The sequence below is a fragment of the Edaphobacter modestus genome, assembly GCF_004217555.1.
In the GTDB taxonomy this organism is placed as follows: domain Bacteria; phylum Acidobacteriota; class Terriglobia; order Terriglobales; family Acidobacteriaceae; genus Edaphobacter; species Edaphobacter modestus.
On sequence record NZ_SHKW01000001.1, the window covers coordinates 3,047,383 to 3,073,149 of the forward strand.

General features: G+C 59.1%; 30 protein-coding genes and 1 tRNA gene. 18 read left to right on the top strand and 13 right to left on the bottom strand.

Annotated elements, in window-relative coordinates; all coding sequences use genetic code 11:
* Positions 1–25 precede the first annotated feature (25 nt).
* Both msrB and BDD14_RS12805 read right to left on the bottom strand, forming a co-directional pair.
* Positions 26–436, bottom strand: coding sequence for a peptide-methionine (R)-S-oxide reductase MsrB (gene msrB / locus BDD14_RS12800; protein WP_130419141.1), 411 nt, complete (start codon positions 434–436; stop codon positions 26–28).
* 62 nt (positions 437–498) lie between these two features.
* A complete protein-coding gene (locus BDD14_RS12805; protein ID WP_130419142.1) occupies positions 499–897 on the bottom strand; it encodes a RidA family protein in 399 nt (132 codons plus the stop codon).
* A gap of 213 nt (positions 898–1,110) precedes the next feature.
* Here BDD14_RS12805 and BDD14_RS12810 point away from each other — a divergent pair, with 213 nt between their 5' ends.
* The 3 genes from BDD14_RS12810 to BDD14_RS12820 all read left to right on the top strand — a co-directional run bounded on the left by BDD14_RS12810 (position 1,111) and on the right by BDD14_RS12820 (position 2,705).
* Positions 1,111–1,530, top strand: a complete 420-nt coding sequence (locus tag BDD14_RS12810; RefSeq protein ID WP_130419143.1) for a YidB family protein — start codon at positions 1,111–1,113, stop codon at positions 1,528–1,530.
* 145 nt (positions 1,531–1,675) lie between these two features.
* Positions 1,676–2,068, top strand: a complete 393-nt coding sequence (locus BDD14_RS12815) for a LysM peptidoglycan-binding domain-containing protein (protein ID WP_130419144.1) — start codon at positions 1,676–1,678, stop codon at positions 2,066–2,068.
* Between the two features lie 283 nt (positions 2,069–2,351).
* The gene (locus BDD14_RS12820) at positions 2,352–2,705 is read left to right on the top strand and encodes a YXWGXW repeat-containing protein (RefSeq protein WP_130419145.1); all 354 of its coding nucleotides are present in this window, start codon (positions 2,352–2,354) and stop codon (positions 2,703–2,705) included.
* A gap of 86 nt (positions 2,706–2,791) precedes the next feature.
* Here the strand turns inward: BDD14_RS12820 and BDD14_RS12825 are convergent, their stop codons facing one another.
* Positions 2,792–3,889, bottom strand: a complete 1,098-nt coding sequence (locus BDD14_RS12825; RefSeq protein ID WP_242617921.1) for a VWA domain-containing protein — start codon at positions 3,887–3,889, stop codon at positions 2,792–2,794.
* A gap of 168 nt (positions 3,890–4,057) precedes the next feature.
* On the opposite strand from BDD14_RS12825, the gene BDD14_RS12830 reads away from it, so the two are divergent.
* A complete protein-coding gene (locus tag BDD14_RS12830) occupies positions 4,058–6,160 on the top strand; it encodes a prolyl oligopeptidase family serine peptidase (protein WP_130419146.1) in 2,103 nt (700 codons plus the stop codon).
* Positions 6,161–6,493: 333 nt separating this feature from the next.
* On the opposite strand, the gene BDD14_RS12835 is transcribed toward BDD14_RS12830, so the two are convergent.
* The 3 genes from BDD14_RS12835 to BDD14_RS12845 all read right to left on the bottom strand — a co-directional run bounded on the left by BDD14_RS12835 (position 6,494) and on the right by BDD14_RS12845 (position 8,162).
* Complete coding sequence (locus BDD14_RS12835; protein ID WP_130419147.1) at positions 6,494–7,162, bottom strand: phosphoribosylanthranilate isomerase; 669 nt, start codon at positions 7,160–7,162, stop codon at positions 6,494–6,496.
* Positions 7,159–7,968 carry an indole-3-glycerol phosphate synthase TrpC gene (gene trpC / locus BDD14_RS12840; RefSeq protein ID WP_130419148.1) on the bottom strand — a complete coding sequence of 270 codons (810 nt, stop codon included), beginning with the start codon at positions 7,966–7,968 and terminating at the stop codon, positions 7,159–7,161. The genes BDD14_RS12835 and trpC overlap by 4 nt, the downstream gene beginning before the upstream one ends.
* Positions 7,969–8,075: 107 nt before the next feature.
* Positions 8,076–8,162 (bottom strand) — tRNA-Leu (locus tag BDD14_RS12845).
* Positions 8,163–8,294: 132 nt separating this feature from the next.
* Here BDD14_RS12845 and BDD14_RS12850 point away from each other — a divergent pair.
* A complete protein-coding gene (locus tag BDD14_RS12850; protein WP_130419149.1) occupies positions 8,295–8,561 on the top strand; it encodes a hypothetical protein in 267 nt (88 codons plus the stop codon).
* Positions 8,562–8,598: 37 nt separating this feature from the next.
* Here BDD14_RS12850 and BDD14_RS12855 read toward each other — a convergent pair whose 3' ends face one another.
* On the bottom strand, positions 8,599–9,198 hold the full coding sequence (locus BDD14_RS12855) for a response regulator (RefSeq protein WP_130419150.1): 600 nt from the start codon (positions 9,196–9,198) through the stop codon (positions 8,599–8,601).
* A 353-nt stretch (positions 9,199–9,551) separates the two neighbouring features.
* Between BDD14_RS12855 and infC the strand changes: the two genes are divergently transcribed.
* The 7 genes from infC (at position 9,552) to BDD14_RS12890 (ending at position 12,741) form a co-directional block, all read left to right on the top strand.
* A complete protein-coding gene (gene infC / locus BDD14_RS12860; protein ID WP_278045523.1) occupies positions 9,552–10,130 on the top strand; it encodes a translation initiation factor IF-3 in 579 nt (192 codons plus the stop codon).
* 440 nt (positions 10,131–10,570) lie between these two features.
* Positions 10,571–10,750: a hypothetical protein gene (locus tag BDD14_RS12865; protein WP_130419151.1), complete on the top strand. Its 180-nt coding sequence runs from the start codon at positions 10,571–10,573 to the stop codon at positions 10,748–10,750.
* A 51-nt stretch (positions 10,751–10,801) separates the two neighbouring features.
* The gene (locus BDD14_RS12870) at positions 10,802–10,981 is read left to right on the top strand and encodes a hypothetical protein (protein WP_130419152.1); all 180 of its coding nucleotides are present in this window, start codon (positions 10,802–10,804) and stop codon (positions 10,979–10,981) included.
* Positions 10,982–11,032: 51 nt separating this feature from the next.
* On the top strand, positions 11,033–11,212 hold the full coding sequence (locus BDD14_RS12875; RefSeq protein WP_130419152.1) for a hypothetical protein: 180 nt from the start codon (positions 11,033–11,035) through the stop codon (positions 11,210–11,212).
* A gap of 51 nt (positions 11,213–11,263) precedes the next feature.
* A complete protein-coding gene (locus BDD14_RS12880) occupies positions 11,264–11,443 on the top strand; it encodes a hypothetical protein (protein WP_130419153.1) in 180 nt (59 codons plus the stop codon).
* Between the two features lie 51 nt (positions 11,444–11,494).
* The gene (locus BDD14_RS12885) at positions 11,495–11,674 is read left to right on the top strand and encodes a hypothetical protein (RefSeq protein WP_130419152.1); all 180 of its coding nucleotides are present in this window, start codon (positions 11,495–11,497) and stop codon (positions 11,672–11,674) included.
* A 134-nt stretch (positions 11,675–11,808) separates the two neighbouring features.
* On the top strand, positions 11,809–12,741 hold the full coding sequence (locus BDD14_RS12890) for a hypothetical protein (protein ID WP_207231729.1): 933 nt from the start codon (positions 11,809–11,811) through the stop codon (positions 12,739–12,741).
* A gap of 103 nt (positions 12,742–12,844) precedes the next feature.
* Here the strand turns inward: BDD14_RS12890 and BDD14_RS12895 are convergent, their stop codons facing one another.
* A complete protein-coding gene (locus tag BDD14_RS12895; RefSeq protein WP_130423075.1) occupies positions 12,845–14,776 on the bottom strand; it encodes a 30S ribosomal protein S1 in 1,932 nt (643 codons plus the stop codon).
* Between the two features lie 325 nt (positions 14,777–15,101).
* Between BDD14_RS12895 and BDD14_RS12900 the strand changes: the two genes are divergently transcribed.
* A complete protein-coding gene (locus tag BDD14_RS12900) occupies positions 15,102–15,683 on the top strand; it encodes an HIT family protein (protein WP_130419154.1) in 582 nt (193 codons plus the stop codon).
* 72 nt (positions 15,684–15,755) lie between these two features.
* On the top strand, positions 15,756–16,043 hold the full coding sequence (locus tag BDD14_RS31800) for a hypothetical protein (RefSeq protein ID WP_165420052.1): 288 nt from the start codon (positions 15,756–15,758) through the stop codon (positions 16,041–16,043).
* A gap of 99 nt (positions 16,044–16,142) precedes the next feature.
* On the opposite strand, the gene BDD14_RS12905 is transcribed toward BDD14_RS31800, so the two are convergent.
* The 3 genes from BDD14_RS12905 to BDD14_RS12915 are packed head-to-tail and all read right to left on the bottom strand — an operon-like array spanning position 16,143 to position 18,463.
* On the bottom strand, positions 16,143–16,808 hold the full coding sequence (locus BDD14_RS12905; RefSeq protein WP_242617922.1) for a nuclear transport factor 2 family protein: 666 nt from the start codon (positions 16,806–16,808) through the stop codon (positions 16,143–16,145).
* Between the two features lie 15 nt (positions 16,809–16,823).
* A complete protein-coding gene (locus tag BDD14_RS12910; protein WP_130419155.1) occupies positions 16,824–17,111 on the bottom strand; it encodes a putative quinol monooxygenase in 288 nt (95 codons plus the stop codon).
* 11 nt (positions 17,112–17,122) lie between these two features.
* Positions 17,123–18,463: an adenylosuccinate synthase gene (locus BDD14_RS12915; protein ID WP_130419156.1), complete on the bottom strand. Its 1,341-nt coding sequence runs from the start codon at positions 18,461–18,463 to the stop codon at positions 17,123–17,125.
* A 107-nt stretch (positions 18,464–18,570) separates the two neighbouring features.
* On the opposite strand from BDD14_RS12915, the gene BDD14_RS12920 reads away from it, so the two are divergent.
* Both BDD14_RS12920 and BDD14_RS12925 read left to right on the top strand, forming a co-directional pair.
* Positions 18,571–19,230, top strand: a complete 660-nt coding sequence (locus tag BDD14_RS12920; RefSeq protein ID WP_130419157.1) for an NAD-dependent epimerase/dehydratase family protein — start codon at positions 18,571–18,573, stop codon at positions 19,228–19,230.
* A gap of 158 nt (positions 19,231–19,388) precedes the next feature.
* Positions 19,389–21,461 (top strand): spermidine synthase, encoded by a 2,073-nt coding sequence (locus tag BDD14_RS12925; RefSeq protein WP_130419158.1) that lies wholly within the window; start codon positions 19,389–19,391, stop codon positions 21,459–21,461.
* Positions 21,462–21,482: 21 nt separating this feature from the next.
* Here the strand turns inward: BDD14_RS12925 and BDD14_RS12930 are convergent, their stop codons facing one another.
* Positions 21,483–22,490 carry a cytochrome D1 domain-containing protein gene (locus BDD14_RS12930; RefSeq protein ID WP_130419159.1) on the bottom strand — a complete coding sequence of 336 codons (1,008 nt, stop codon included), beginning with the start codon at positions 22,488–22,490 and terminating at the stop codon, positions 21,483–21,485.
* A gap of 98 nt (positions 22,491–22,588) precedes the next feature.
* On the opposite strand from BDD14_RS12930, the gene mutM reads away from it, so the two are divergent.
* Both mutM and BDD14_RS12940 read left to right on the top strand, forming a co-directional pair.
* Entirely contained in the window at positions 22,589–23,419 is an 831-nt protein-coding gene (gene mutM / locus BDD14_RS12935; protein WP_130419160.1) for a bifunctional DNA-formamidopyrimidine glycosylase/DNA-(apurinic or apyrimidinic site) lyase, read from the top strand.
* 22 nt (positions 23,420–23,441) lie between these two features.
* Entirely contained in the window at positions 23,442–24,839 is a 1,398-nt protein-coding gene (locus BDD14_RS12940; RefSeq protein ID WP_130419161.1) for an MBL fold metallo-hydrolase, read from the top strand.
* 46 nt (positions 24,840–24,885) lie between these two features.
* Here the strand turns inward: BDD14_RS12940 and BDD14_RS12945 are convergent, their stop codons facing one another.
* Positions 24,886–25,764, bottom strand: coding sequence for a Nif3-like dinuclear metal center hexameric protein (locus tag BDD14_RS12945; protein ID WP_130419162.1), 879 nt, complete (start codon positions 25,762–25,764; stop codon positions 24,886–24,888).
* Positions 25,765–25,767 lie beyond the last annotated feature (3 nt).

Below are 25,767 nucleotides of genomic sequence, written 5' to 3' on the forward strand. Positions count from 1 at the left end.
ACACTGGTTTTTGGCTTATTTTTCTTTACTGCTTTTCGAAGTTCAATGAGGCGCTGTTGATGCAGTACCGCATTCCCGTAGGCTTTGGACCATCGGGAAAGAGGTGTCCGAGGTGAGCTCCGCAGTTGGCGCAGGTCACCTCGATCCGCCGCATTCCGTGGGAGTCGTCCTCGTGGGCGTCGATGGCGTTGGGGGAGACGGGCAGCCAGAAGCTGGGCCATCCGCTTCCCGACTCGAATTTTTTGTCCGACATAAAGAGCGGGGCATTGCAGGCTCCGCATTGGTAGACTCCGGTCTCATGATTGCTCAGCAGCGCGCCGGTGAAGGGCCGTTCGGTTCCCTTCTCGCGCATGACGTGAAACTGCTCCGGGGTGAGCAGCTCGCGCCACTCGGCCTCGGTCTTACGAACTTTTTCCTGCTTCACAGACTCAGGCATCGCAGTATTCCTTTCTTCTCTATTTGGATGCTTCCGACGTGGGTCCGTCACACGGCGGGCGGCTAAAGACCTCGGGCGAGGACCTCGATCTCCACCAGCGCATCCTTGGGCAGCGCGGCGACAGCGACGGTGGAGCGTGCTGGCGGAACAACGCCTTCAGGGGCGAGATAGCGCTCGTAGATTGCGTTCATGGCGGCGAAGTCGCCCATGCTCTTGAGAAAGACCGTGGTCTTGACCACATGGGCAAAGGTGAGACCCGCCTCGGCCAGCACTGCCTTGATGTTTTCCAGTACACGGACGGTCTGCTCGGCCACACCACCTTCTACAAGCTGCCCGGTCGCCGGGTCGAGGCCGACCTGTCCGGAGGCGTAGAGGGTATCGCCTACACGGACTGCCTGGGAATAGGGGCCGATGGCTGCGGGGGCGGCGGAGGTAGACAGGGCAATCTTCTTTTCGCTCATAGAAGGCCAGTTTATCCTTCCGCCGCGCAGACACGCCACAACCCGCGCCTGTGCAAGTGTTTGCGGCCAACCCAATTGCCCTGCGCTCTCTCTCATGAGATGGCGTCGCGTCCCTGCGGAAAATTTCATCTCCTCTCACCTCCGGGCCCTTTGCGCAGGACTATGATTCCGGCGGGCCATGATTTCGCTAAAAACTAAAAAACGGAGACAAGCATGGGAATTCTCGATTCCATTCAGCAGTTGGCAGGGCAGGCAGGTGCGGCTGCTCAGGGCGATCAGGCCAAGATTGCAGGCGGTTTTATCGAAGCGCTGGCAGCGCACCCCGAGGGCATTGCGGGCGTGCTGAACAGCCTGAAGGCTAACGGTATGGCCGATCACGTTGGAGCGTGGGCCACGGGGCAGGCACAGACCGCGACTCCCGAGCAGATTGAGCAGGGCCTCGGCTCCACCGGGCTGATCGAAAAGACGGCGGAGAGCGCGGGCGTATCTTCGTCCGTGGTGACTTCTGCTCTGGCGATCGTGCTTCCGATGGTGATCCAGCACTTTGCTACCAAGGGGCAATCGGAGGGGCAATCGGAGGAAACGGGCTCCCTCAGCGGGCTTGCGCAGCAGGTGCTCGGCAAACTTTTCTAAGTACGATGGAAGACCTCGTACCTGAAGCCTGAGTTCCGCGACGAGCGAAGGAAACAGGGTTTTTGCGCTTAACAGATTTTTGAACTCGATCTGCGAGGCGCAGAGCAACAAACGCCGGTGAATTCCGGCGACAAGGAGAGACAGCATGGCCAATCTTGAGCAGTTGAGACAGAAATATAATCCCGTGATCTTGGCGATCAACAGCTTCGCCGAATTTGGCGCGAAGGTAGAGGCGGTCGACCTGGCCGGCGAGCAGTTGCACATCAAGGCAACGGTCCCTTCGAAGGTGGTGGCGAACCGTGTGTGGGATGCAATCAAGCTGGTCGATCCGAGTTACTCCGACCTGAAGCATGAGATCGGCACCGCGGGTGGAGACAGCCAGCCGTACACGATTAAATCCGGCGACAACCTGTCGAAGATCAGCAAGCTCTTCTACGGTTCGCCCAACAAGTACACGGAGATCGCCAAGGCGAACGGGATCGAGAACCCCGACCGCATCCAGGCAGGGCAGCAGATTAATGTTCCGGTCCTGAACTAAACCAAAGAACAAAAGCTTTGAACTAAACCAAAGAACGAAGCGAGGAGCCGCGACCGTCCTGGACGGTTTCGCGGCTTTTCCTTTTTGGTTCCGGTAACTGGTGTTGGCCAATGACTTGCACCTTGATTGGGTGCAGACGTGCATTTGGCGCTTTGCGTCGCGGAAGAAGGAAAGTTTGGGTATCTCACCTGGAATTTCTTTCCCACATCGCGGGCCCAAAATAACGTCCCCGGGGGCACATGCGTCTGCGCCAACGCCCGGGACCGAACAGAGAAGGAGCAACATGAACGTGAAATGGTATCTCGGTGGTATCCTCGCAGCCTCAGTTCTGGCGGCGCCGGCATTTGGACAGGTCTCCATCATGATTGGAACTCCTCCGCCGCCGATACGTTATGAGGTCGCTCCTCCGATGCCACAACCCGGTTACGTATGGGCGCCGGGATATTGGGCTCCCGTACACGGACGCTATGAGTGGTATTCCGGCCGGTGGTCGCGCCCCCCATACCGGGGAGCAGCATGGAACAGCCCACGATGGGAGCACCAGGGCCAGGGCTGGCGTTATCGCGAAGGCGGCTGGCAAGGACACGGCCACCATGGCAATGGACACGCCTACGGACATGACAAACATGACAAATAGAACTGTGGCGTCAAAAGGGAATGGAGGAGAGGCCCGGCGATTGTGCCGGGCCTTTTCCTTTCACTTCACTTTCACTTCTCCGCGCGTTAGCGAAGATCGGCTGGAAGGCTGTCGAGCGATCCGCTGAAGTAGCTTTCGCGCGAACCGATCTTTGCGTCCGGATAGTCCGGAACACGCACACGGATGCTGTGAAGCCCCTCTGCGGGAGAGCCGTTGGGTCCAGCCTGCGGCTGAAAACTTAGCAGATAGTAGTTGTGTATCCGGTTCGAGAGCTGGTGCAGCCCGTTGTCGAAGCCCTTCTGGGTGGTGAAGTTGATGTACTCTCCGCCGGAGAGCTCGGCAAGTGTGCGGGGCGCGTTCTTTTTCGCGGCATTCACCGCCATCACGAGTAGGCCAAAGGGACCGGACCCGCCACCGAATCTCAGATCGTTGAGGACCTCGGTCTTCCCGGGCGAGAAGGAGACGGAATCGACGACAGTGTTGGTCTGGCCGAGCGATGCGATGACGTCGGCGGGCTTCTTGTGGCTGCCGTGGTCACGGGTCTCGCTGATCAGCAGGATGGCGTGACGGTTGCGATCCTTGTGCTCGTCGAGCAGGCTGCTGGCCCAGGCTACGGCATCGAAGGTTGCTGCCTCGGCGTCATCGCAGGGCTGCAATTGCCCCAGTGCGTCGAAGGTGGCCTTCGGGTCGGGCGAGAAGTCTCCGAGCAACGTGGGCTCCTTGCCGTAGCTCGCAATCGCGATCTGCCTTGGCGCTCCTCCTGCGAGGTCATCGAGCATGGTTGCCAGACCGGAGAGCTTCGCGTACTCCATCACGGCAGCCCGGCTGCACTGCATCAGCACGACGAGCGTCAGGCCGAGCGAATCGGTGTCCTCATCGAGGTGGATGGCCTGGGCCACACCGTTGTCTTCGACCACGAACTGATCGGCACGAAGCGCATAGATGATCTCGCCCTGCTTGGTCCGCACGGTGGCAGGGACCAGGACGACATTGGCCTGAGTTTTGAGGGTGTATGCGCTGTCTGGCTGTGCCGGTGTCTGTGCCGGTGGCTGCTGGGGCGGCGGCGTGTTGCCGGGTTGCTGGGCCGTGGCCGTGGAGAAGAGGACGAGCCAGACGAGGACGGCATATGCGGAGGATCGCATGCGAGTAAGAGCCCATAACTTTAGACCAGGTCGAGTTGCCATGAGACTCCGAAGAGAGATATGTGGAAGCGTATCTTCCTTGGCCGCTTCCCTTTCCAAATAGAATTGTTTCAGAGCCGAAGGATCGTTGATACCGGTCCAGTAAGAAATATCGGTTCCAGACTAACCTGCGCGCCTCGCACCGCGGGGCCCTCGCAAGAATGAGCGCCGATGAAGCTTGCCGATGTTGCCCTGTCCTCCGAGCCTGTCTCTCGTACGATCTCCTACCCGACGGCCCACGCCGTCGACCAGGTAGACGACTACTTCGGCACCCGGGTCAGCGATCCCTATCGATGGATGGAAGACGTCGACTCCCCCGAGGTGACGGACTGGATCGAGCGGGAGAATCGCCTGACCCGCAGCATCCTCGACAACGTTCCGGGGCGCGAAGCCATGCAGCAGCGGCTGATGGACCTGATCAACTTCGAGCGTTACACGGCTCCTGTACGCCGAGGAACGCGCTACTTCTACTGGCACAATACGGGCTTGCAGAATCAGAACGTCCTCTACTGGACGGAGGGGCTGGAGGGCGAACCGAAGGTCCTGCTCGATCCCAACACGTTGTCGGCTGATGGCACGGTTGCCATCAGCGGACTCAGCATCTCGGACGATGGCCTGCTTGCAGCCTACTCGATCGCCGATGCCGGCTCGGATTGGGAGAGGTGGCATGTTCGCGAGGTCGCCACGGGAGAGGATCTTCCCGATGCAGTGGCGTGGTCGAAGTTCAGCTCCGCGTCGTGGCTCAAGGACGGCTCCGGCTTCTTCTACGAAGGCTACGATCCTCCGCAGGGCGAGGCGCTCAAGGAGGCAAACTACTTCCACAAAATCTACTTCCACAAATTAGGAACGCCGCAGAGCGAGGATCGGCTGGTCTTCGATCGGCCCGACGACAGGGAGATGAACGTCGGCGCCGCGGTGACGGACGATGGCCGCTACCTGATTATCTTCGAGACGAAGGGATCGAGCCCCAACAACCAGCTCTCGATCAAAGATCTTGAACGACCGGATGCTCCCGCGGTGAAGATCGCCGATGCAGCCGATGCGGTCTACTCCCCCATCGACAACGACGGCACGCGATTCTGGATTCATACCACCTTCAATGCACCGAACGGCTGCGTCGTCGAGGTCGACCTCGAACATCCGGATCGCGAGCACTGGAAGACGATTCTCTCCGAGAGCGCGAATCATCTGGACAGCGTCAGCATGATCGACGATACGCTGATCGCAAACTATCTCGCCGATGCGCAGAGCATGATTGAGCTGCATACGCGCGAGGGCGATCTGATCGAGCGGCTGCAACTTCCGGCCATCGGTACGGCCGCGGGCTTTGTGGGCAAACGGAGCGAGACGGAGACCTTCTACCAGTTCACGAACTTCACCACGCCGGCGACGATCTACCGGCTCGACATGAAGACGCGGCGCTCGACCATCTATCGCCAGCCAAAGTTGAAGTTCGATCCAGCACAGTACGAGACGCAACAGATCTTCTACACCAGCAAAGATGGCACGCGCATTCCCATGTTCGTGAGTCACAGGAAGGGGCTGGAGTTGGATGGAACGAACCCGACGTTGCTTTACGGCTATGGCGGCTTCAACATCTCCCTGCGCCCCGAGTTTTCGTCCGCCAATCTTCTGTGGATGGAGATGGGCGGCGTCTACGCGCAGCCGAGTCTTCGCGGCGGCGGCGAATACGGCGAGGCATGGCATCAGGCTGGCACAAAGCTTACCAAGCAGAACGTCTTCGACGACTTCATCGCGGCGGCGGAATGGCTGATTGCGAGCAAGTACACGTCAGCGCCCAAACTGGCGATCTCCGGCGGAAGCAATGGCGGCCTGCTGGTGGCCGTGTGCGAGATGCAGCGCCCGGAGCTGTTCGGCGCAGCGATGGCCGCAGTGGGAGTGATGGATATGCTGCGCTTCGACAAGTTCACGATCGGCTGGGCGTGGAAGACGGACTACGGTTCTCCCAGCGAGGATGAGGCCGAGTTCCAGACGATCTTTCGATATTCGCCGCTGCACAATCTCAAGCCGGGTACGGCCTATCCGCCGACGCTGATCACGACGGCGGACCACGACGACCGTGTGTTTCCGGCACACAGCTTCAAATTCGCCGCAGCGATGCAGGCCGCGCAGGCCGGTCCGAATCCCATTCTCATCCGCGTGGAGACGCGTGCCGGACATGGCGGAGGTATGCCTCTAACCAAGCGCGTGGAATTGATCGTGGATCAGTTTACGTTTCTGTCACAGCAGCTTGAGATACAGTCGCACGCCTGATTCCGTCTCATGCGCTATGTTGCGCGAATCGTGCAGCATAGCGCGAACCACAAACCATTTTTGCATCGTCACCCCACCCGGCAACGTCGAATATTCGGAGTGGAATGATGATGACAAAGATAAAGGGTTTGATCCTGCTATCGTTGGCGCTCTGCCCCGCTTTCGCAGTGGCGCAGCCAAAACCTATAACGGTACGCACGCGGACACAGACGGTTCGCGATCGCACGCCGAGGGTACGGGTACGCGACTCGCGGCCACATCAGCGCTAACGATTCTGTAGGTCCTCTCTGGTTGTTGTATTGAAGGCTCCCGGCTGCCGGGGGCCTTTCGTCTTCATTGCGCGGCTTTGGCGATGCGCAGAAACGCTGCCAGTTTTGCGGGGTCCTTGCGGCCGGGCGACGCTTCTACTCCACTGGCTACGTCAACGCCCCAGGGATCGAGCTCGCGGATCGCCTCGCCGACATTCTCCGGACGCAGACCTCCCGCGACGATGATCTGTAGAGTCTTCGCGGCATCCTGAAAGACGGAGCGAGCAGCCTTCCAGTCAAACGAGACTCCCGTTCCGCCTCCTGCATTGCCCACTCGCGAATCCACCAGAACACGATTTACTTTGGCCAGCTCGCCGATCTCTCGCAACTCCGCACTCAGACGCTCACGGCTGTCGGTGCCTACCACCCAGTGCAGTGTCTGGATGATGCCGATGGTATCGCCGAGACGCTCCCGCAGCCGATGAAGGAGGGGCAGGTCAACGCCTCCATGAAGCTGCACCGCGGTGAGGCCGGCTTCGTGAACGATTGCGGCGATCTCCGCGGCATCGCGGCTGTACACCACTCCGACGCACTCTACGTGCTTTGGAAGATGCGGCGTAATGGCGGCAACCTGCGCGGAGGATACGCGACGCTTGCTCTCCGCGAAGACGAACCCCAGAGCATCGGCGCCCAGCTCTACGGCGAGCTGCGCATCTTCAAGGCTGGTGTTGCCGCAGATCTTGACCCATGTCATCGCAGCACTCGTTCTGAATACTGGTGATCGAGGAGCGAGGCCAACGCCGCTCCAGGATCGGACTGACGCATCAGCGTCTCTCCCATCAGGAAGGCGTCGTATCCCACATCCCGCAAGCGGGAGATATCTCCGGCGTTTCGCAGGCCGCTCTCGGCCACCTTGACCGTATCGGCCGGCATCGATGAAACGAGCTCGAACAAGAGCTCCGGATGCATCTCGAAGGTGCGAAGGTCGCGGCTGTTGACGCCGATGACATCGAATCCCAGCGCGATCGCGCGCTTCAGCTCTTCTGCCGAATGGACCTCGCACAACACATCGAGCGCAAGGCTGCGAGCCTCGTTGCGAAGGTGATTCAGCTCTTGATCCGCGTGGGCTGCGACAATCAGCAGAATGGCATCCGCACCCGCGGCACGCGCCTCTACGATCTGAAACGGGTCAACAATGAAGTCCTTGCGCAGACATGGAATGTTGACGACCCGCGAAGCCGCCTCAAGAAAATCGAGCGATCCCTGAAAGAATTTTTCGTCGGTAAGGATGGAGAGAGCTGCCGCTCCGCCAGCCTCGAATCCTTTTGCGAGAACCGGTGGATCGAAGTCCTCGCGGATTAACCCTTTCGAGGGCGATGCCTTCTTGATCTCGGAGATGATGGCAGGGCGCTCGAGGCTTACGGTACGCAGTCGCGCTGCAAATCCTCGCGGAGTGTGCATCGAAGCTCTTCGCTCAATCGATCCGAGGTCTGCAGAGGCCTTCCGCTCGCTGACCTCCGAGGACGTGTTGGCAAGAATGTCGTCGAGTCGTGTTGGCATAGCTTCTATTTTACGAGTTAGTAGAAAGCAGCAGATCGCTCGGCTTAAATGAAAAGAGAAGCGCATTGCGCTTCTCTTTTTTCTCTCATTGCCTGTGAGGTGAATCCTGGTGCCGAAGGGGGGACTCGAACCCCCACACCCTTGCGAGTACATGGACCTGAACCATGCGCGTCTGCCAATTCCGCCACTACGGCAACGGTCGTATACGCCCTGCCTGTGGGAGGCCGAACACCGCAACCGCGAGTCTTTAGTGTCGCAAAGCCCGGCTCACGTGTCAATTCAACCGATGGTCTAGACTGATCCTGCGAGGAGCCTCTCACAACGTCATGGAACAACCGCAAAAGAAGCCGTCCCAGCCTGATCTCAATGCCTCAGAGACCATTCCTGCCGACCTTGCCGTCGAGATCCGCAAGCTGGCTCACGAACTCAGCAATGCGCTTGAGATTATCGTTCAGACCAGCTATCTGCTCGGGACGGTGGGCCTGAAGGAGCCTGGCTCGGAATGGCTGCGCATGATGGATAACGGAGTCCACAAAGCAATGGATATCAATCTGTCGTTGCGCGACTACATCAAGTCTCACACGCAGCCATAGATCGCCCAGAGGATTGGGCCTTCATCGAGACAACAAATCAAGCCGGGCGGGCAGCTCGCTTCACGGCCTTCTTCGCCGCAAGCTTTACCGGCTTCTTTGCAATGGCTTTCTTCGCGGCAGTCTTTTTCGAAACAGCCTTCTTAGAAACACTCTTTTTAGAAGCAGTCTTTTTAGAAGCGACCTTCTTCTTTGCTGCAGGTGGCCTGGTGGCTTTCTTCACGGAACCCGGGGCCTTTGCCGCAGCCAACGCAGTCCCGTTGCCGGTGCGACGAGCAGCATGGGCCTGCATCAGTCGATCGATCTGCTCCAGCAGAAGCCGGGTGTGCATCGGTTTTACCAGCATCCTGTCGGCTCCCATCTCCTGCCAGTCTTCCTCGGCGAGCGGGTAAGCGGTCAGAAGGGCCACCACGGGTTCATAGGGCGCTGATCGTGCTGCTGCAATCACGGCCGCGCCAGCCTGGTCGCTCTCCATGCGCATATCGCTGATCACCATGTGGTACTCGTTCGAACGCAGCTTCAGCTTTCCCTCGCGCCCCGAAGCCGCAGTATCCACTTCGAAGCCATTGATCTCGAGCACGGCCTTGAGCGTGAGCAGTACCGCAACCTCATCATCCACCAGCAAAATCCGCTTCTTCATCTTTCTCTTTCTCTCCTCGCTTCTTTCCGATTGAGGTCTTCAATCGGTACAAGGAATTCAGCCCGGGATGTTTTCCGTCTCTACACAATACACAAACCAATCCCATTGCAGAGAGGGGACGCACGGACAAAACTGAACCGAACCCTGCGTACGATGCCGGACGGCGAGATTCCCGTTGGCCGCTTCGCACATCATCTGACCCCGAATATGCATCCTAAGAGGGTGTTATACTTCAGTGTGCGGCGTTGCTTTGATACGCCCGCAAATCCATTTCAGATACGCATGGCAAGCCTGGTGGCCTGCTGTGGAGGCGACCTATTCCACCTATCGATAAACGCTCCGCCAAGTCTTTCATCCGCACGAACGAACGAATCCGCGCCCGCGAAGTCCGCGTCATCGACGAGAACGGCGAGCAGCTCGGGGTAATGCCTCCCTTTGAGGCGCTGAAGATGGCCCGCGAGCGCTCTTTAGACCTGGTTGAGATCTCTCCCAACGCCGTTCCTCCCGTCTGCAAGATTCAGGATTACGGTAAGTTCCTCTATGAGAAGGACAAGAGCGATCGGGCTGCACGCAAAAAGCAGAAGGTCATCGTTGTCAAGGAGGTCAAGTTCTCCGTCACCGTGGACGAACATGATTACCAGACGAAGAAGAATCAGACCACCAGGTTTTTGAACGAAGGGGATAAGGTGAAAGCCTCGCTGCGCTTCAAAGGCCGGCAGATGGCTCATCGGGACCTTGGTTACAAGATCATCAACCGCCTCATTATGGATATCGGAGACGCCGGCATCGTTGAGTTTATGCCTCGTATGGAAGGTACGACCCTCCATGCGATCCTGGCACCTTCCAAAAAGAGCGAACCGGTTCTCAAAAAACCCACCACGGCACCAGTGAAAACCGAGCCGTCTGCCGCAAACACCGGCGCACAGGCCTGATTTCAAGAGCGTAGCCTCAATTCCGAGGCTACGCTCCTCCCAATTCCCCAAAATCAGTTAAAATCGATTCTCTCTTGAATCCCGCGTGGCTGCCTCCACGTCATGAGATGGCGTTCCTGCGGCTGTGCCGCAACAGCTAATGCTGACTTCGCCGGCTGATCCTTTCCCGCTAAATCCCGGAGCATTAGGGGTATAGCGCAGGGAGTCCTGTGCTCGCGGGACTGAATAGGCAATTTACATTCCAAACCTCGCCAAAACATACACTCAGAAGTTGTTATTAGGCGTTTTTCGTTCTGTTACGTCAGTAACTCGAGCCCATAAATATTGTTATATATACCTCATAACATTGGACTTATATACGAACCCATCATATGTTTACCTCAGCTGATCTGTCCAGCGAAAAATTTTGCAAGGTTAGTAAATCTCTTGAGGTAATCAACATGAAGCTTATCGTTCGTACTGCCGTCGCCGCCCTCGTCATCACCGGTGCTTGTGCCTCCACCCAGATCTCATCGGCCTCCACCGCTGCAAAGGTTAGCGTCGCCCGCAACAGCGCCCTCCCGACCCCCATGTGCGCTCCTGATGACCCGAATGCCTGTGGAATCACTCGCGGACGCTAACTCAATCCAACAAAAACTTCTAAAACTCTGAAAATAAGGGACATGTCTGCCATGAAACTTGCTGTCCGTACCGCCGTCGCCGTTCTCGTCTTCACCGGGGCTTTTGCCTCTACCCAGATCTCCTCCGCCTCCACCGCTGCAAAGGTTAGCGTCGCCCGCAACAGCGCCCTCCCGACCCCCATGTGCGCTCCTGATGACCCGGATGCCTGTGGAATCACTCGCGGACGCTAACTCAATCCAACAAAAACTTCTAAAACTCTGAAAATAAGGGACATATCTGCCATGAAACTTGCTGTCCGTACCGCCGTCGCCGTTCTCGTCTTCACCGGGGCTTTTGCCTCTACCCAGATCTCCTCCGCCTCCACCGCTGCAAAGGTTAGCGTCGCCCGCAACAGCGCCCTCCCGACCCCCATGTGCGCTCCTGATGACCCGGATGCCTGTGGAATCACTCGCGGACGCTAACTCAATCCAACAAAAACTTCTAAAACTCTGAAAATAAGGGACATATCTGCCATGAAACTTGCTGTCCGTACCGCCGTCGCCGTTCTCGTCTTCACCGGGGCTTTTGCCTCTACCCAGATCTCCTCCGCCTCCACCGCTGCAAAGGTTAGCGTCGCCCGCAACAGCGCCCTCCCGACCCCCATGTGCGCTCCTGATGACCCGAATGCCTGTGGAATCACTCGCGGACGCTAACTCAATCCAACAAAAACTTCTAAAACTCTGAAAATAAGGGACATGTCTGCCATGAAACTTGCTGTCCGTACCGCCGTCGCCGTTCTCGTCTTCACCGGGGCTTTTGCCTCTACCCAGATCTCCTCCGCCTCCACCGCTGCAAAGGTTAGCGTCGCCCGCAACAGCGCCCTCCCGACCCCCATGTGCGCTCCTGATGACCCGGATGCCTGTGGAATCACTCGCGGACGCTAACTCATGTGCTCCTGATGACCCGAAATGCTTGTGGAATCGCGAAGTAGATGCTGCAAAAAAATGCAGTTTACCGAATAAAGATTATTGTGTCCGTCCCCGTCTTGAGCTAGGCTGATAAAGTCTTTAGGGGACGTATGATGACTCAAGACGCGTTCGTTGGTCTGCTTTCCTATCTCGAGCCGATTTTGTGCGCAATGGTTTTAACTCTTTTGTTGCGCAGCAAAGAAGCTAGAAACTTTATCTTCCTGGTCGGCCTACTCAGCGTGAAGATCATATCTTCTGCTATCTGCCTGCCTGTGCTTTACTTCGCTCCGCAGCACGCGATAGAGAAGCATATGGCCTATCAAATTTATTTTTACGTTTACTGGACGAGCTATGCGCTTGAGGCCATCCTCTCGCTTCTCGTGATTTACAGCATCTTCAAGCTTGCGATGGCTCCCCTGAAGGGTTTGCAAACCTTGGGTATGCTCGTCTTCCGTTGGGTCGCGGCTATATCTATCGCTGTGTCAATTGGGGTTGCATTCACACCTCACCTGACCGGCCTCAAGTTTATGGTCGCGATGGTCACTCAGCTTCAGCAGACGTCCAGCATCCTTACGCTGTGCCTTTTACTCTTCGTCTGCTTCGCCATCGTGCCGATGGGACTCTCGCATCGCAGCAGGATCTTCGGTGTCAGCTTCGGACTTGGCTTTCTCGCGACTACAGAACTTGTACGTTCCGCATGGTTGTCTCACAGCACGAAGATGTACTCAACGGTGAATACCATCAGCGGGCTCACGATCTGCCTGACCCTGCTTGTATGGTCTGCGTACTTTGCGTTCCCTGAACCAAAGCGCCGTCTCATCGTTCTTCCGACGACATCGCCCTTCCTTCGCTGGAACCAGATCTCTATGGCTCTAGGCGACAATCCGGGTTATGTGGCGGTCGGCGGCATTCCGCCCGAGCTTTTCGCTCCTGCAGAGCTTGAGGTGATGCGGCGTGCTTCGGCCAAGATGGTGCCAGAGCTGGTCGATTCCGTTTCTGCTCCGGCCTCAGGATCCGCAATCATGCGCTCCATTCCGGCCTAAGCTTTCAGCTGGCCTTGCGGATACGCTGAACGATTGAGAAATACAGGCAATAGGAAGGGCCGCCCTCGGGCGGCCCTTCTAGTTTTACGAATTGTGAGAAGGCTTACTCGCCAAACTCAGAACGCTTCCAGTTGATCAGATCGCCAAGAGTTGTACCGCTGCTCGAGGACGAGGAGGAGGAGGATCCCTTGTGATCGCGCTCCTTGTAGCTCTCGACTTCTGCGCGGCTTGCCTCTTCACCCACTGCGCGGATGCTCAGGCCAACCTTCTTCTCCTCCTGGTTCATCTTCACGATCCGGAACTCGTGCTCGTCGCCAACTTCGAGCTTGACCGGAACGTTGTGCTCGTCGACTGCCTCAGAGACATGGCAGAGACCCTCAACGCCTTCAGCGATCTCAACAAAGGCTCCGAACTGCGCTGTGCGCAGAGTCTTGCCCTTGATGACGTCGCCAACACGGTGCTGAGCAAAGAACGTATCCCAAACATCGGGCTGAAGCTGCTTGACGCCAAGGGACAACCGGCGATTCTCAGGCTCGACGCCCAGAACCACAGCCTTGACCTTTTCGCCCTTCTTCAGGACCTCGGAAGGATGCTTGATGCGCTTCGTCCAGCTCAGGTTCGAGACGTGAACGAGACCGTCGATGCCGTCTTCAATCTCGATGAAGGCTCCGAAGTCGGTCAGGTTGCGTACCCGGCCCTCGATCACGGCACCGGTGGGGTACTTGTCCTCAAGCTGCTCCCACGGATTCTCCTGGAGCTGCTTCATTCCCAGCGAGATGCGGCGGTCATTCGGATTGACGCTCAGAATGATCGTGTCCACCTCATCGCCCGGCTTCACCAGCTTCGAAGGGTGCTTCATGCGCTTGGACCAGGTCATCTCCGAGACGTGAACCAGACCCTCGATGCCCTGCTCGAGCTCGACGAACGCGCCGTAGTCGGTGACGGAGAGAACGCGGCCGCGAACCTGTGCACCGATCGGGTAGCGTTCCGTCGCATCCAGCCACGGATCAGGCGTCAGCTGCTTGAAGCCCAGCGAAACGCGCTGCTTGTCCTTGTCGAACTTCAGCACCTTCACCTGGATCTCGTCACCAACATTGACCAGATCACGGGGATGCGTGAGGCGACCCCAGCTCATATCGGTAATGTGGAGCAGGCCATCGAGGCCGCCCAGATCGACGAACGCGCCGTAGTCGGTGAGGTTCTTCACAGTTCCCGTAAGAATGGTGCCTTCTTCAAGGGTAGCCAGCGTCACCGACTTCTTTGAATTCTGCTCTTCTTCCAGCAGTTCCTTGCGGCTGATGACTACGTTTCCGCGCTTCTTGTTCAGCTTGATGACGCGGACTTCGATCTCCGTACCGATATAGCCGTCAAGATTGCGCACCGGGCGAATCTCAACCTGCGATCCGGGAAGGAATGCCTTGATGCCGATATCGACGGTCAGGCCACCCTTCACCCGGCTGAGGACCATACCCTTGACCGGAGTCTTTTCGTTGGCCGCAGCCTCGAGCTTGTCCCACACCTTATGGCGCAGGGCCTTCTCGTAGCTGACCAGATAGCCGCCCTCGGACTCTTCGCGCTCGACGACCACTTCAACCTGGTCGCCAGCCTGGAACTTGGGAGTGCCGTTGATATCCAGCACCTGCTCCAGCGGAATGAGACCTTCAGACTTGAGCCCGATGTCGACAACAACATGCTTGTCCGTAATCTTGACGACAGTGCCGGTGACGATCACCTCTTCGGTGGTCAGGCTCTGCGCGGCTGCGGCATCCGCCGCTTGTTCGCGGTCGAAGTTCGCCAACGCCTCTGCAAAGTCGGCGGAGTCGTAGTCGGGCTCAGGTCCCCCAGCGGCCTCAATCTCGGTCGCAACGGCTACTGGGTGCTCCACGGGCTCGCTCTGGGCGGTCTCATGCTGCTGGTTAGGGGTGGATTCGGAAGACAGGTCGGTGTTCCCGGCTGTCGCTTCGGGCGCTAGGACTTCCAGTTCGGTGGTCAGGGGTTTGCTCTCGGTTCGATCGGAATGATGGTTATCTACCATGATGATTGCGGACTCCGGGACCCAAGCGTCCGTTCCATCGCGGGCGACTTTCTCTCGGGAACGTTCAGCCAACTTTGAGGGACTGAACTTCCATTCCTGATCGAGCGCGCAGGCAGGAACGAATTTTTCATCTTGCTAGAAGGAGCGGCTGCACTTGGGTCCCACACGCAGAGGCTCGTACTTAACGATAGAACCTCACCATCCATACGTCAACCGAACCGGGCAGCCAGAGTCTGCGCTTTTTACACCTTTATTACTTCCGAAGCGCGCCCCCCCGCCAGAACCGGAGATTCTGTCATCCCCAGCCGCTATACTCGGCAATCATATGGACCACTTATGGACCCCCTGGCGGTATGCCTACATCACCCGCAGCGATCCCCAGGCCCGTACCGGCGTTGCACCTGAATTAGCAGACTGGCCGGCAGCCGAAGACAAGCACTGCGTCTTCTGCAACATGATCGCTGCCACCGACTACGCCATTGCCCACGGAATGCCGCTGGAGATCGCCGAACGAGCCTCGCACATCATTTATCGCGGACAATACTGTTTCCTTTGCCTGAATGCATACCCCTATGCAACAGGACATGTGCTGATTCTGCCCTATCTCCATACCGACTCCCTGGCTGCTGCGCCACCGGATGCGGTACACGAGATGATCGAGCTCGCGCAGCGCACGGAGAGGGCCCTCCGCTCAACCTACCGGCCCGATGGCATCAATCTCGGCATGAATCTGGGGGATGCTGCCGGCGCAGGAGTGGCCGGTCACATCCACATGCATGTGCTTCCCCGCTGGATTGGTGATACCAATTTCATGACCGTTACCGCTGAGACTCGCGTTCTTCCCGAAGCCCTCGACACTACCTGGAAAAGACTGCGGGATGCGTTGAAGAACAGTGCAACTCCTTAACCCGGGAATACATCGAAAGGAACATAGTCCCCTGTAAGGTTTCGGGAATTTCTGTCTCGTCGAGGGCTTCACATGAATCCACTCTCGAAAATCCCTCCCTCCTCCGTTCGGCCCGGTTCCCGAATGCCTCCCAGCATGGGGGCGCGTTCTGCCGAGTCTCGCCCTTATTTCGTTGGCACCGGAAACAGATACCCTGCCAAGCCGATTCTTCCCCTTTTTCCCCATGAATCCGAAGACGCTCGCCTGACTGGTGAGACGCGCTCCCTCTTCCGCAGGCTGCTGGCGCTCAACCTTCCGGTCGCTGCGAGCGGAGCGGTTTCGGCCAAAATCATTCCATCCCGAATGGGAAAGATCGCCTGAGGCCCACACGTGGCCCAAGCCATTCGACCTATCAAATTAAAGGGACCCTGCTCAGCAGCGTCCCTTTCTTTATGCCTGATCCCTTCCGCTTTCAGAAGTTCAACCGAATCTTGGCTCGAGAATCACGGCGTGAGCCGCGGGCCCAGGCTGTCCAGGCTTCTCCCGCGCTGACTTCGACGGCTGGATTCGAGTCGCTTCAAAGCTTGTGATCTTCCATTCTCCCGAAGGCAGCTGTCGATAGACGCGGGTATAGCGGTACGTTCCCTTCACCGCGGTTCCTTCGCTCGTTCCCTCTACCTCGGCCCGGCTGGTCACAATCGCAACAGAGTCAAGCAATTTCACCTTCATATCATCCAGCTCGACCCTTGTAAGGACCAGCTGGTGATTCCGGATCCGATCCAGTTGCTGGGCCTTCGTATTTACCTGGCCCGACATCGAGATGCCAATAAAGTCGTCGGAGAGCATGCGATCCATGGTCGCTACGTCGCCAGCCAGCTGAGCGGTGCGCCACTTCTCCTCCAGGGCCTCCACCTGCTTCCTGGCGTCATGCTTCTTATGGTGTTTCTGCTCCTGTTGAGCATGTGCACATGCGATAAAACAGGAGAGCAAAACCAACGCCATCAGCACCGTGGAAGATGTTGAGCCTTTGCGAAATGGGGCCGGGCGGACCATGAGCGTACCGGATAGTAGACCGAGATACAGCCCGGAGTCAAAAAAATACTCCACTAACGCAGTCAGGTCGAGAGCCAGCGGGATGCGTTTCATCCCGCCGGCGGTTCTTCAGCAGACTGCGGTTAAATTCTCCAACTGCCGCTCCAGCATCTTCTGGAACAGTCCACCCACGGCATACTGTTGAAAGTGGGGTGTATTGCGGTGGAAGTCGAGCGCCGCGTCATCGGCATACTGCTCGTAGATGACCACCGTCGCCGGTTCCCCCTCCACAAAGTGAGGAATATAACTCACGCATCCGGGCTCCTGACGCGATGCTTCCGTCAGCTTGCGGAGGATTCCGGCTATCTCGTCGTGATCGCCTGGCTCAAAACGCATCCGTACTGTAAAACTCACCATTCTCGGCTCCTCTACCCCTTCAGTGCCGCGTCAAATTCAGGCAGCGTAATGGTCTGATCGCGATCGGGCCCGGTTGAAACCATTCCGATCTTGGCCTTCGACTCTTTTTCGAGGAAGCGCAGATAGTCCTGCGCCAGCTGCGGCAGCTTCTCCCACTCCGTAATTCCTTCGGTGGATTCGTTCCAGCCCTTCAGCGTCGTATAGATCGGCTGGATCGAATCGAATCCGCGCATATCCGCCGGAATCACATCGGTCACCTTGCCGTCGATCTTGTAGCCGGTGCACACCGGAATCTCTTCGCAGGCATCCATCACATCGAGCTTGGTTACCACCAGCCACTCCGTGCTGTTGATCATGTTGCTGTAACGCAGCAGCGGCAGATCGAGCCAGCCACACCGGCGCGGACGCCCGGTCACAGCACCGTACTCCTGTCCCCGCGCCCGCAGCAGGTCTGCGGTGTCGTCGTGGATCTCGGTCGGGAATGGACCTTCGCCCACACGCGTAACGTATGCCTTGGTCACTCCGATGACCGTATTGATTCTCGTCGGACCCACTCCAGTACCTGTCACCGCTCCGCCCGCCGTTGCCGATGAGGACGTAACAAACGGATACGTCCCGTGATCGATATCCAGCAGCGCGCCCTGCGCTCCTTCGAACATCACGTTGCCGCCGCGATCCAACTCCTCGTTCAGCAGAACAGCCGTGTCCGTCACAAAGGGAGCCACCTGCTCGGCCGCCCGCGAATACTCCTCATACATCGTCTTCGGGTCCAGCGGCTCGGTTCCGAACAGCGCGTGCGCGATCGTGTTCTTCTCGTGGCAAGCGTTCTCGATGTGCGTACGCAGCAGCGCAGGATTGAGCAGATCGATCACCCGCAGACCGCTGCGGTGCATCTTGTCCTCGTAGGCCGGGCCAATGCCGCGGCTCGTGGTTCCGATCTTCGTCCGTCCCGGAGCATTCTCCGCCGCCAGCTCGATCATCCGGTGATAGGGAAGGATGACCTGCGCCCGGTTGGAGACAAACAACTGCTTATCGACTGGCAGACCGGCGTCCCGAAGCTTCTTCACCTCGTTCAGAAAGGCCATCGGGTCCAGCACCACGCCGTTGCCGATCACGCCCTTGCACTCAGGACGTAGAACGCCGCAGGGAATCAGCTGCAGGACAAACTTCTTCCCCTTGATGATGACCGTGTGTCCGGCGTTATGCCCGCCCGCGTAACGCGCCACCACGGAGAACCTCTCCGACAGCACGTCCACAATCTTGCCCTTGCCCTCATCGCCCCACTGGGCACCCAAAATGACCGCAGATCTCGGTTGACTCACGATGGATATCTTCTCCAAAAGAATGGCCATTTCTGGCCGGCCCCGAAGGGTAGTTTTCGAATGTACGCACAGTACCCGGATGGGATCGGGACGAGACGCGCCTCACCCATCATATCGTGTCCCTGTAAGATCGCCCCATGCGCGTCATCCTTACCGGAGCAACCGGGATGGTCGGCCAGGGCGTTCTTCGCGAATGCCTGCTCGATCCCGGTGTTACCGAGATCCTCGCCATCGGCCGAAGCTCCGTCCATCCGAACAGCCCGAAGCTCCGCGAGCTGATCGTTCCCGATCTTGCCAATCTCTCCGGCCATGAAGCGCAGCTCTCGGGATTCGACGCCTGCTTCTTCTGTGCCGGGGTCTCCTCGGTCGGCATGTCGGAAGAGCAGTACACGCAGGTGACCTGCGACCTCACCGTCTCCTTCGCCCGGACCCTGCTTCCCCTGAACACCGCGATGACCTTCGTCTACGTCTCGGGAGCGGGAACCGATTCGACGGAAAAGGGCCGTACGATGTGGGCGCGAGTCAAAGGCCGCACCGAAAATACCCTGCTCCATCTCGGCTTCAAAGCCGCCTACATGTTCCGACCGGGCTTCATCCAGCCGCTTCACGGCATCCGCTCCAAGACCCGCCTGTACCAGCTCGTCTACGATCTCTTAGGCCCGCTGATGCCCCTCCTGAAGAAGCCCCTGAAGAACTACATGAACACCACCGAGCAGGTGGGCCGCGCCATGATCGCAGTCGCCCGCAGCGGGTACCCGAAGCCCGTCCTCGAGATCGCCGACATCAACACCTTCTGATGTGAGGTTCGCCGAAGCCGCGCAAAATGCGCCAAGAACCTGACTCCTTCATCACCAGCTGGCAGTGCTGCGGGGAGTAAACGCCGGGGGCGCTCCTGTATCTGGACGAGCCCGGCGACGCTCCACCCAGCCTCGGGTATCCTTGCTGCACTCAACTCATGCCATCCACGCGCCTTCTCTACGGAACCACCGCCTTCCTCTCGGCCTTTCTCCTCTTTCTCATTGAGCCCCTTGCCGCGAAACAGATCCTCCCTCTTCTCGGAGGCTCCTCCGCGGTCTGGCTCACCTGCCTGGTCTTCTTCCAGACCACGCTCCTTCTCGGCTACCTGTACGCCCATTGGCTGAGCGGCCTTTCCGACACAACCCGTCAGCGCCGAATCCACATCGCCGCCGTCGTCGCGGCTCTCCTCTCTCTTACTCTCAGCTGGTTTCTTCCCCCATCGTTCAGCAGCACTGCCCATCCGGTCGAGACCGTCTTCTGGACCCTCACCCGCACTATCGGGCTTCCCTTCCTCCTGCTCGCCTCCACCAGCCCTTTGCTGCAGTCGTGGCTCTCCCAGCGCGAAGCCGACCACAATGGCAAGCCGGCAGCCGTCTGGTTCCGACTCTTCGCGCTCTCCAACACGGGTTCGCTTCTGGCACTCCTTGCCTATCCCACGCTCTTCGAGCCGAACCTCACCCTGCGCGCGCAGCGCACCTTCTGGTCGGCAGGTTTCCTGCTCTTTGCGATTCTCGCCTTCGCGCTCACTTCGCAGCTGAGCCTCTCATCCCTTTCAACCCCACTCAATTCGGATGACGAAGCCCCGACCGCTCCACTGACCCATCGTTGGCTCTGGTTCCTGCTTCCCATGGCCGCGGCGATGCAGCTCAGCTCCGTTACCGCTCACCTGACCAGCAACATCGCCGCGATCCCTCTGCTCTGGGTGCTTCCGCTCGCCGTCTACCTCATTACCTTCATCCTGGCCTTCGACCGGCCCGCGCTCTACCGGCGTCCCCTGGTCGTGCGTGTGCTCGTCGTGATGCTCGCCAGCCTCGGCTACGCGCTCTCGAAGACGGACTTCTCCCTTCCCATCACCCTCACCATCCTCTTCTTCCTCATCGAATGCTTCATCGCCTGCCTCTTCTGCCACGGCGAAACGTATGCCCTGCGACCGCGCCGAGCCTCCGAGGCCACCCTCTTCTACCTCCTCATCGCCGGGGGCGGAGCCACAGGAACCTTCCTCGTCGGAATCGCCTTCCCGCTCCTCTTCTCCGCCAACTACGATCTCGCGCTCGCCTTCTTCGCCACCGCGCTGCTCGCCCTGGCCGCAACCTGGCGCGACGGCTGGCCCCAGCGCCTGCTCTGGGCCACCGCAAGCGCATTACTCTTTGCCCTCACCCTCGCTCTTCATGTGAGCTACTCCAATAACTCACTCGCCTCGATGCGAAACTTCTACGGCAGCCTCCGGGTCACCCAAACCTACGCCGCCATACAACAGGCGCCCCTCCGCACACTTCTTCACGGCGTCATTCAGCACGGCACCCAGATCTTCTCCCCGGAGTTCAGCCACCGCCCCACCACCTACTACGCAGCCGACTCCGGCATTGGCCTTGCCCTGCGCTTCTGCTGCAGCGGCCGCAATCACGACGCCGCGCATCCACGCAACATCGGCGTCATTGGCCTGGGAACCGGGACTGTCGCCGCATACGGCCAGCCCGGCGATCGCATCCGCTTCTACGAGATCAATCCCCAGGTCGAGCCCATAACGCGCAATCTCTTCACGTATCTTCGCGACTCACCGGCCGCCATCACCGTTGTCCCCGGCGACGCCCGGACCTCGCTCACCTCAGAGCCGCCACAGCACTTCGACATCCTGGCCATCGATGCCTTCTCCGGCGACGCCATTCCGCTGCACCTGCTCACCACCCAGGCCATCCAGCTCTATCTCAGGCACATGACGCCAAACGGCATTCTCGTCTTTCACGTCTCCAACCAGTACCTTGATCTCCCTCCCGAACTCGCGCTGCTCGCCGAAGCCTCTCACCTGCAGGTACGGAACGTGATTACCGGGTCCAACGAAGCTCGCGCAGAGTTCCGCGCCGAATGGGTCCTTATGACCGCAGACCCCACCTTCTTCGCCCAGCCCGAGATCGCAACACTCGCCGACCAGATCTACGTCAAGCCCCACCTGCGCCTCTGGACCGACGATTACTCGAGCCTCCTGCCCATCCTTCAGACAGGAGGCCACTGAGCAAAACAAGCGATCCCTGCGCTACTTCACCATCGCCATACCATCGGCGTACTTGCCGGCATCGATCGTCTGAGCAACCTTCCACTGGCCAGCATCGTGGCCTAAATCGATCACGGAAACCTGGTTCGACATATTACACGCCACGTACGCGTGCTTTCCGTCCGGACTCACCAGAATCTCCGAGGGGCCATCGCCCACATCGATTGTCCGCTCCGTCTTCAAGGTCTTCAGATCGACCACCGCCACCTGCTTGGCTCCCCTCATCGCCACCAGCAGCCATCGTCCGTCCGGAGTAGTCGCCGTCCCATAGCCTACGGCCGGCAGCTCCACCCAGGTCTTTACCTTGTTCGTCGCCGTGTCGATCACCGCAAGCTGCGGCTTCTTCTGGTCCGCCGTAAAGACCATGCTGCCGTCGCGCGAGATCGAGATGCGCTGCGTGTTCCCCGAGATCGGAATCACCGCCAGCGTCTTGCGGCCCACCATGTCCAGCACCGAGACCGTACCCGGCCCTACGTTCGCCGTATAACCGCGCTTGCCGTCCTTTGAAAGCACCAGCATGTGCGACTGCTCCTGCCCGGTCGGAACCGAGCCGACAATCTTCAGCGTCTTCGGATCGATGATGCTGACGCTCTTGTCGAGCTCCGTCGTGACGAACAGCATCCCGCTGTTCCTGTCGTAGATTGCGCAGTGCGGGCGCACACCATGGCCGAAGTCCACCTTGCCCACGATCTTACGGCTGCCGAGATCGATCACGGACATCTCGCTGCCATCCGTCCCCGCGCGTCCTACACCGGCGTTCCCGTAGATCGGAACGTAGGCCGTCTTTCCATCCGGCGAGACGGCAAGCTCATGGCCCGTAACACCGCCCACGGGGATCGTTGCCACCACCTTGGCCGAACCCGTATCGATTAGCGCCAGATTGGCGTCCTTCTGGTTCGCCACCAGCAGTGTCTCCGACCGCGCAGCCACAGTCGACGCGCAGATAGCCGCGCCGCACACGAGAAAGCCCCAAACATTCTGTCTTTTCATAGCGCTCGCAAGTATAGAGAGAGGCAAGCAGCCCCGTCAGCCGAAAAATTTCGCTACGCCAAAAAACACAATTCACCGCCCTATACTTGAATCAGTCCATGCCCGAGCTTCCTGAAGTCGAAACCATCGCCAACGGCGTCCACCAACGCGTCCACGGCCAGACCATCCTCTCGGTCTGGACCAGCAACAAGCCCCAGACCTTCAAATCTTCGCCAACCGAGATCGCAGACGTCCTCACCGGCTCCCGCATCGACCGCGTTCACCGAGTCGGCAAGACGATCGTCGCGGACGTCACTCGCGCCTCTCGAAAAAAATCGACTGCGGCAGAGATGCCCGCACAGTTCCTGATCCATCTCGGAATGACCGGGCGCCTCCTTGTCTCCTCCCCTGAGACCGAGGTCCCGCCCCATACTCACGCCATCCTCACGCTGAGCGGAGGCAAAGAGCTCCGCTTCGTCGACGCGCGTCGCTTCGGTCGTCTCTCCGTGTCGGCTAGCTCCTACACCGGTCCCGGACGCGAGCCCCTCACCATCTCGCCTGAAGACTTCATCGCGCTCTTCCGCAACCGCAAGACAGCCATCAAAGCAGCGCTTTTAAACCAGTCGCTTCTTCACGGCGTCGGCAACATCTACGCCGATGAGGCGCTGTTCCACGCCGGAATCCGTCCCCGCCGCCAGGCAGGCCGGCTCACCCGCGACGAGCTCACGCGTCTCCGCGCCGCGCTCATCAAGGTGCTGAAGCACGCCATCAAGCTAGGCGGCTCCTCGGTCTCCGACTACGTGGACGCTGAAGGAGTCGCCGGCTTCTTCCAGCTCCACCACCGCGTCTACTCCCGCACCGGCCAGCCCTGCCGCACCTGCTCCACTCCCATCGAGCGCATCGTCGTCGGTGGCCGCAGTACCCACTTCTGCCCCACCTGCCAGAGATGATGCTGCGGTGCTCTAATGGCACATGTTCCTCAAGCAGTACTATCTCGGCTGCCTGGCCCACGCCTCTTACCTCATCGCCGACGAGGCAAGCGCCACGGCCATCGTGATCGATCCGCAGCGGGACATCCAGCAATATCTCGATGACGCAGAAGAGCTCGGCGTAAAGATTCGCTACGTCTTCCTCACGCATTTTCATGCCGACTTCCTCGCCGGACATCTCGAGCTGCGCGACCGCTGCGGTGCCGAGATCCGCCTTGGCGCACGTGCGGAAGCGGAGTACAGCTTCGTCCCCATGGAGGACGGCGACACCCTCGATCTTCCCGGCCTGCGCCTTCAGATCCTCGAAACCCCTGGCCACACCATCGAATCGATCTCGATTCTCGTCTTCGATCGAACGAAGAATCCTGATATACCCCACGCCGTATTGACCGGAGATACGCTCTTCATCGGCGATGTCGGCCGTCCCGACCTTCGCGCCTCGCTCGGCTGGACCGCGCAGGAGCTCGGCAGCCATCTCTACGACTCCCTGCACGACAAGCTGATGAAGCTACCTGACGAAACCCTTGTCTACCCCGCTCATGGCGCGGGTTCCCTCTGCGGAAAGAATCTCTCGTCGGACACCGTCTCCACCCTCGGCCAGCAGCGACAGTTCAACTACGCCCTCAAGCCCATGGCCAAGGACGAGTTCATCAAGCTGGTCACCGCCGATCAGCCCGACGCTCCCGCCTACTTCACCTACGACGCCATCCTGAACACCCGCGAGAGATCCACGCTCGAAGACTCCCTCAAACACGCGCTCCGTCCGCTGAGTCTCGACGATGTCCTCGCCTTGAACCCCGCTGAGGTCCAGCTGCTCGATGTGCGTGACGCTGCGGACTACGCCAAGGGGCATATGGCTGGCAGTATCAACATCGGTCTCGCGGGACAGTACGCCACCTGGGCCGGGACTTTCCTCGACACCGCACGCCCCATCGTCATCCTCGCCGAGCCGGGACGCGAACAGGAGGCCGCCATGCGCCTGGGAAGAATCGGCTTCGATCGCGTTCACGGCTATCTGAAAGATGGAATGGCCGCACTGGCAAAGCGGCAGGATCTTGTCCAGACCACCGAGCGCGTAAGCGCTCCCATGCTCGCAGAAGAGCTACAGTCTTCCAATCCGCCTTGGATCGTTGACGTCCGCACACCCAGCGAGTGGAGCGCGAATCACATCCCGGGCAGCGTCAACATTCCGCTCAGCCAACTGCAGCAACGCCTCGAAGAGGTTCCCCACGGCCGCAGAGTCGCTCTCCACTGCGCCGGGGGATATCGATCGTCCATCGCAGCCAGCGTCCTGGATCAGCGTGGCATCACGAATCTCATCGAGCTGGCCGGTGGCATCTCCGCCTGGGAGGCTGCGAGCCTGCCGGTTGAAACCGCGTGAAATAGAATTCGCTTCCGCTCGCCATGCGGACTCAGTGCTGTTCCCATCACTTTGCGGGCGCGTGGCCGGGGCTCCACATCGATTGGTTCGCGAGAATGTGATCCACCTTCACACCCGGAAACAGCGCGCGGATATCTTTTGCGGCCTGCTCCATGCCGGGCTCTTCCGAAGGCTCGTGACCTATCAGGACGAGCGCCTTCTTACGCCCCTGAGCCGTTGCATCCCTCGCGTATTCGACCGTCTCCCACTCAGAGGCCTCTCCCGCAATCAGAACGTCGACATTCGCCTGGCGAAGCGCACTCACCTGGGCTTGCAGTCCCGAAGCTCCGGGCCGAAGAGCGATGTGCGTCACCGGCATCTCAGGATCGCCGACGATGCGCATCGTCTGCGCATGCAGTCGCGATTGAATCTCGCTGACCACCTCCCGAAGCGACATCGTCGGAATGGTGAGAAGGCCGGGATTACTCGGATCGTCGAGATACTCTGTAGCCCCCAAAGCCTCCACCAGCGCCATGCCGAACGGGTCGGGACGAGCCATGTGAATCTCATCGTGAAGACGAAAGACCACCATGTGGTGTTGTCCGATGAACGCCAGCTTCTCCTTGTAGACGGGGTCGTCTTTGAAGAACGACGTGTCATCGAGATGGTTGTAGAAGGTCGGCTCGTGCGTGATGATCAGGTTCTCGTTGCGCCGCGCTGCCTCACGAAGAACATCCATCGTGTCGAGAAAGGTAGTGGCGATTCCCGTAACGGGTGTCCCTGGATCGCCGGCCTTGATCGTGTCGACCGTCTTCGCAGGAGGCGCGGGAGCGTAGCGTCGCTGAATCTTTTGAATTGCATCGGCTGCCGTGATCGGCGCCTGCGCATGGGCGAGTGGAGCAAGAGTGAGAACGATCGGGCAGATCAGAGCAATAAGCTTTCGCATAGG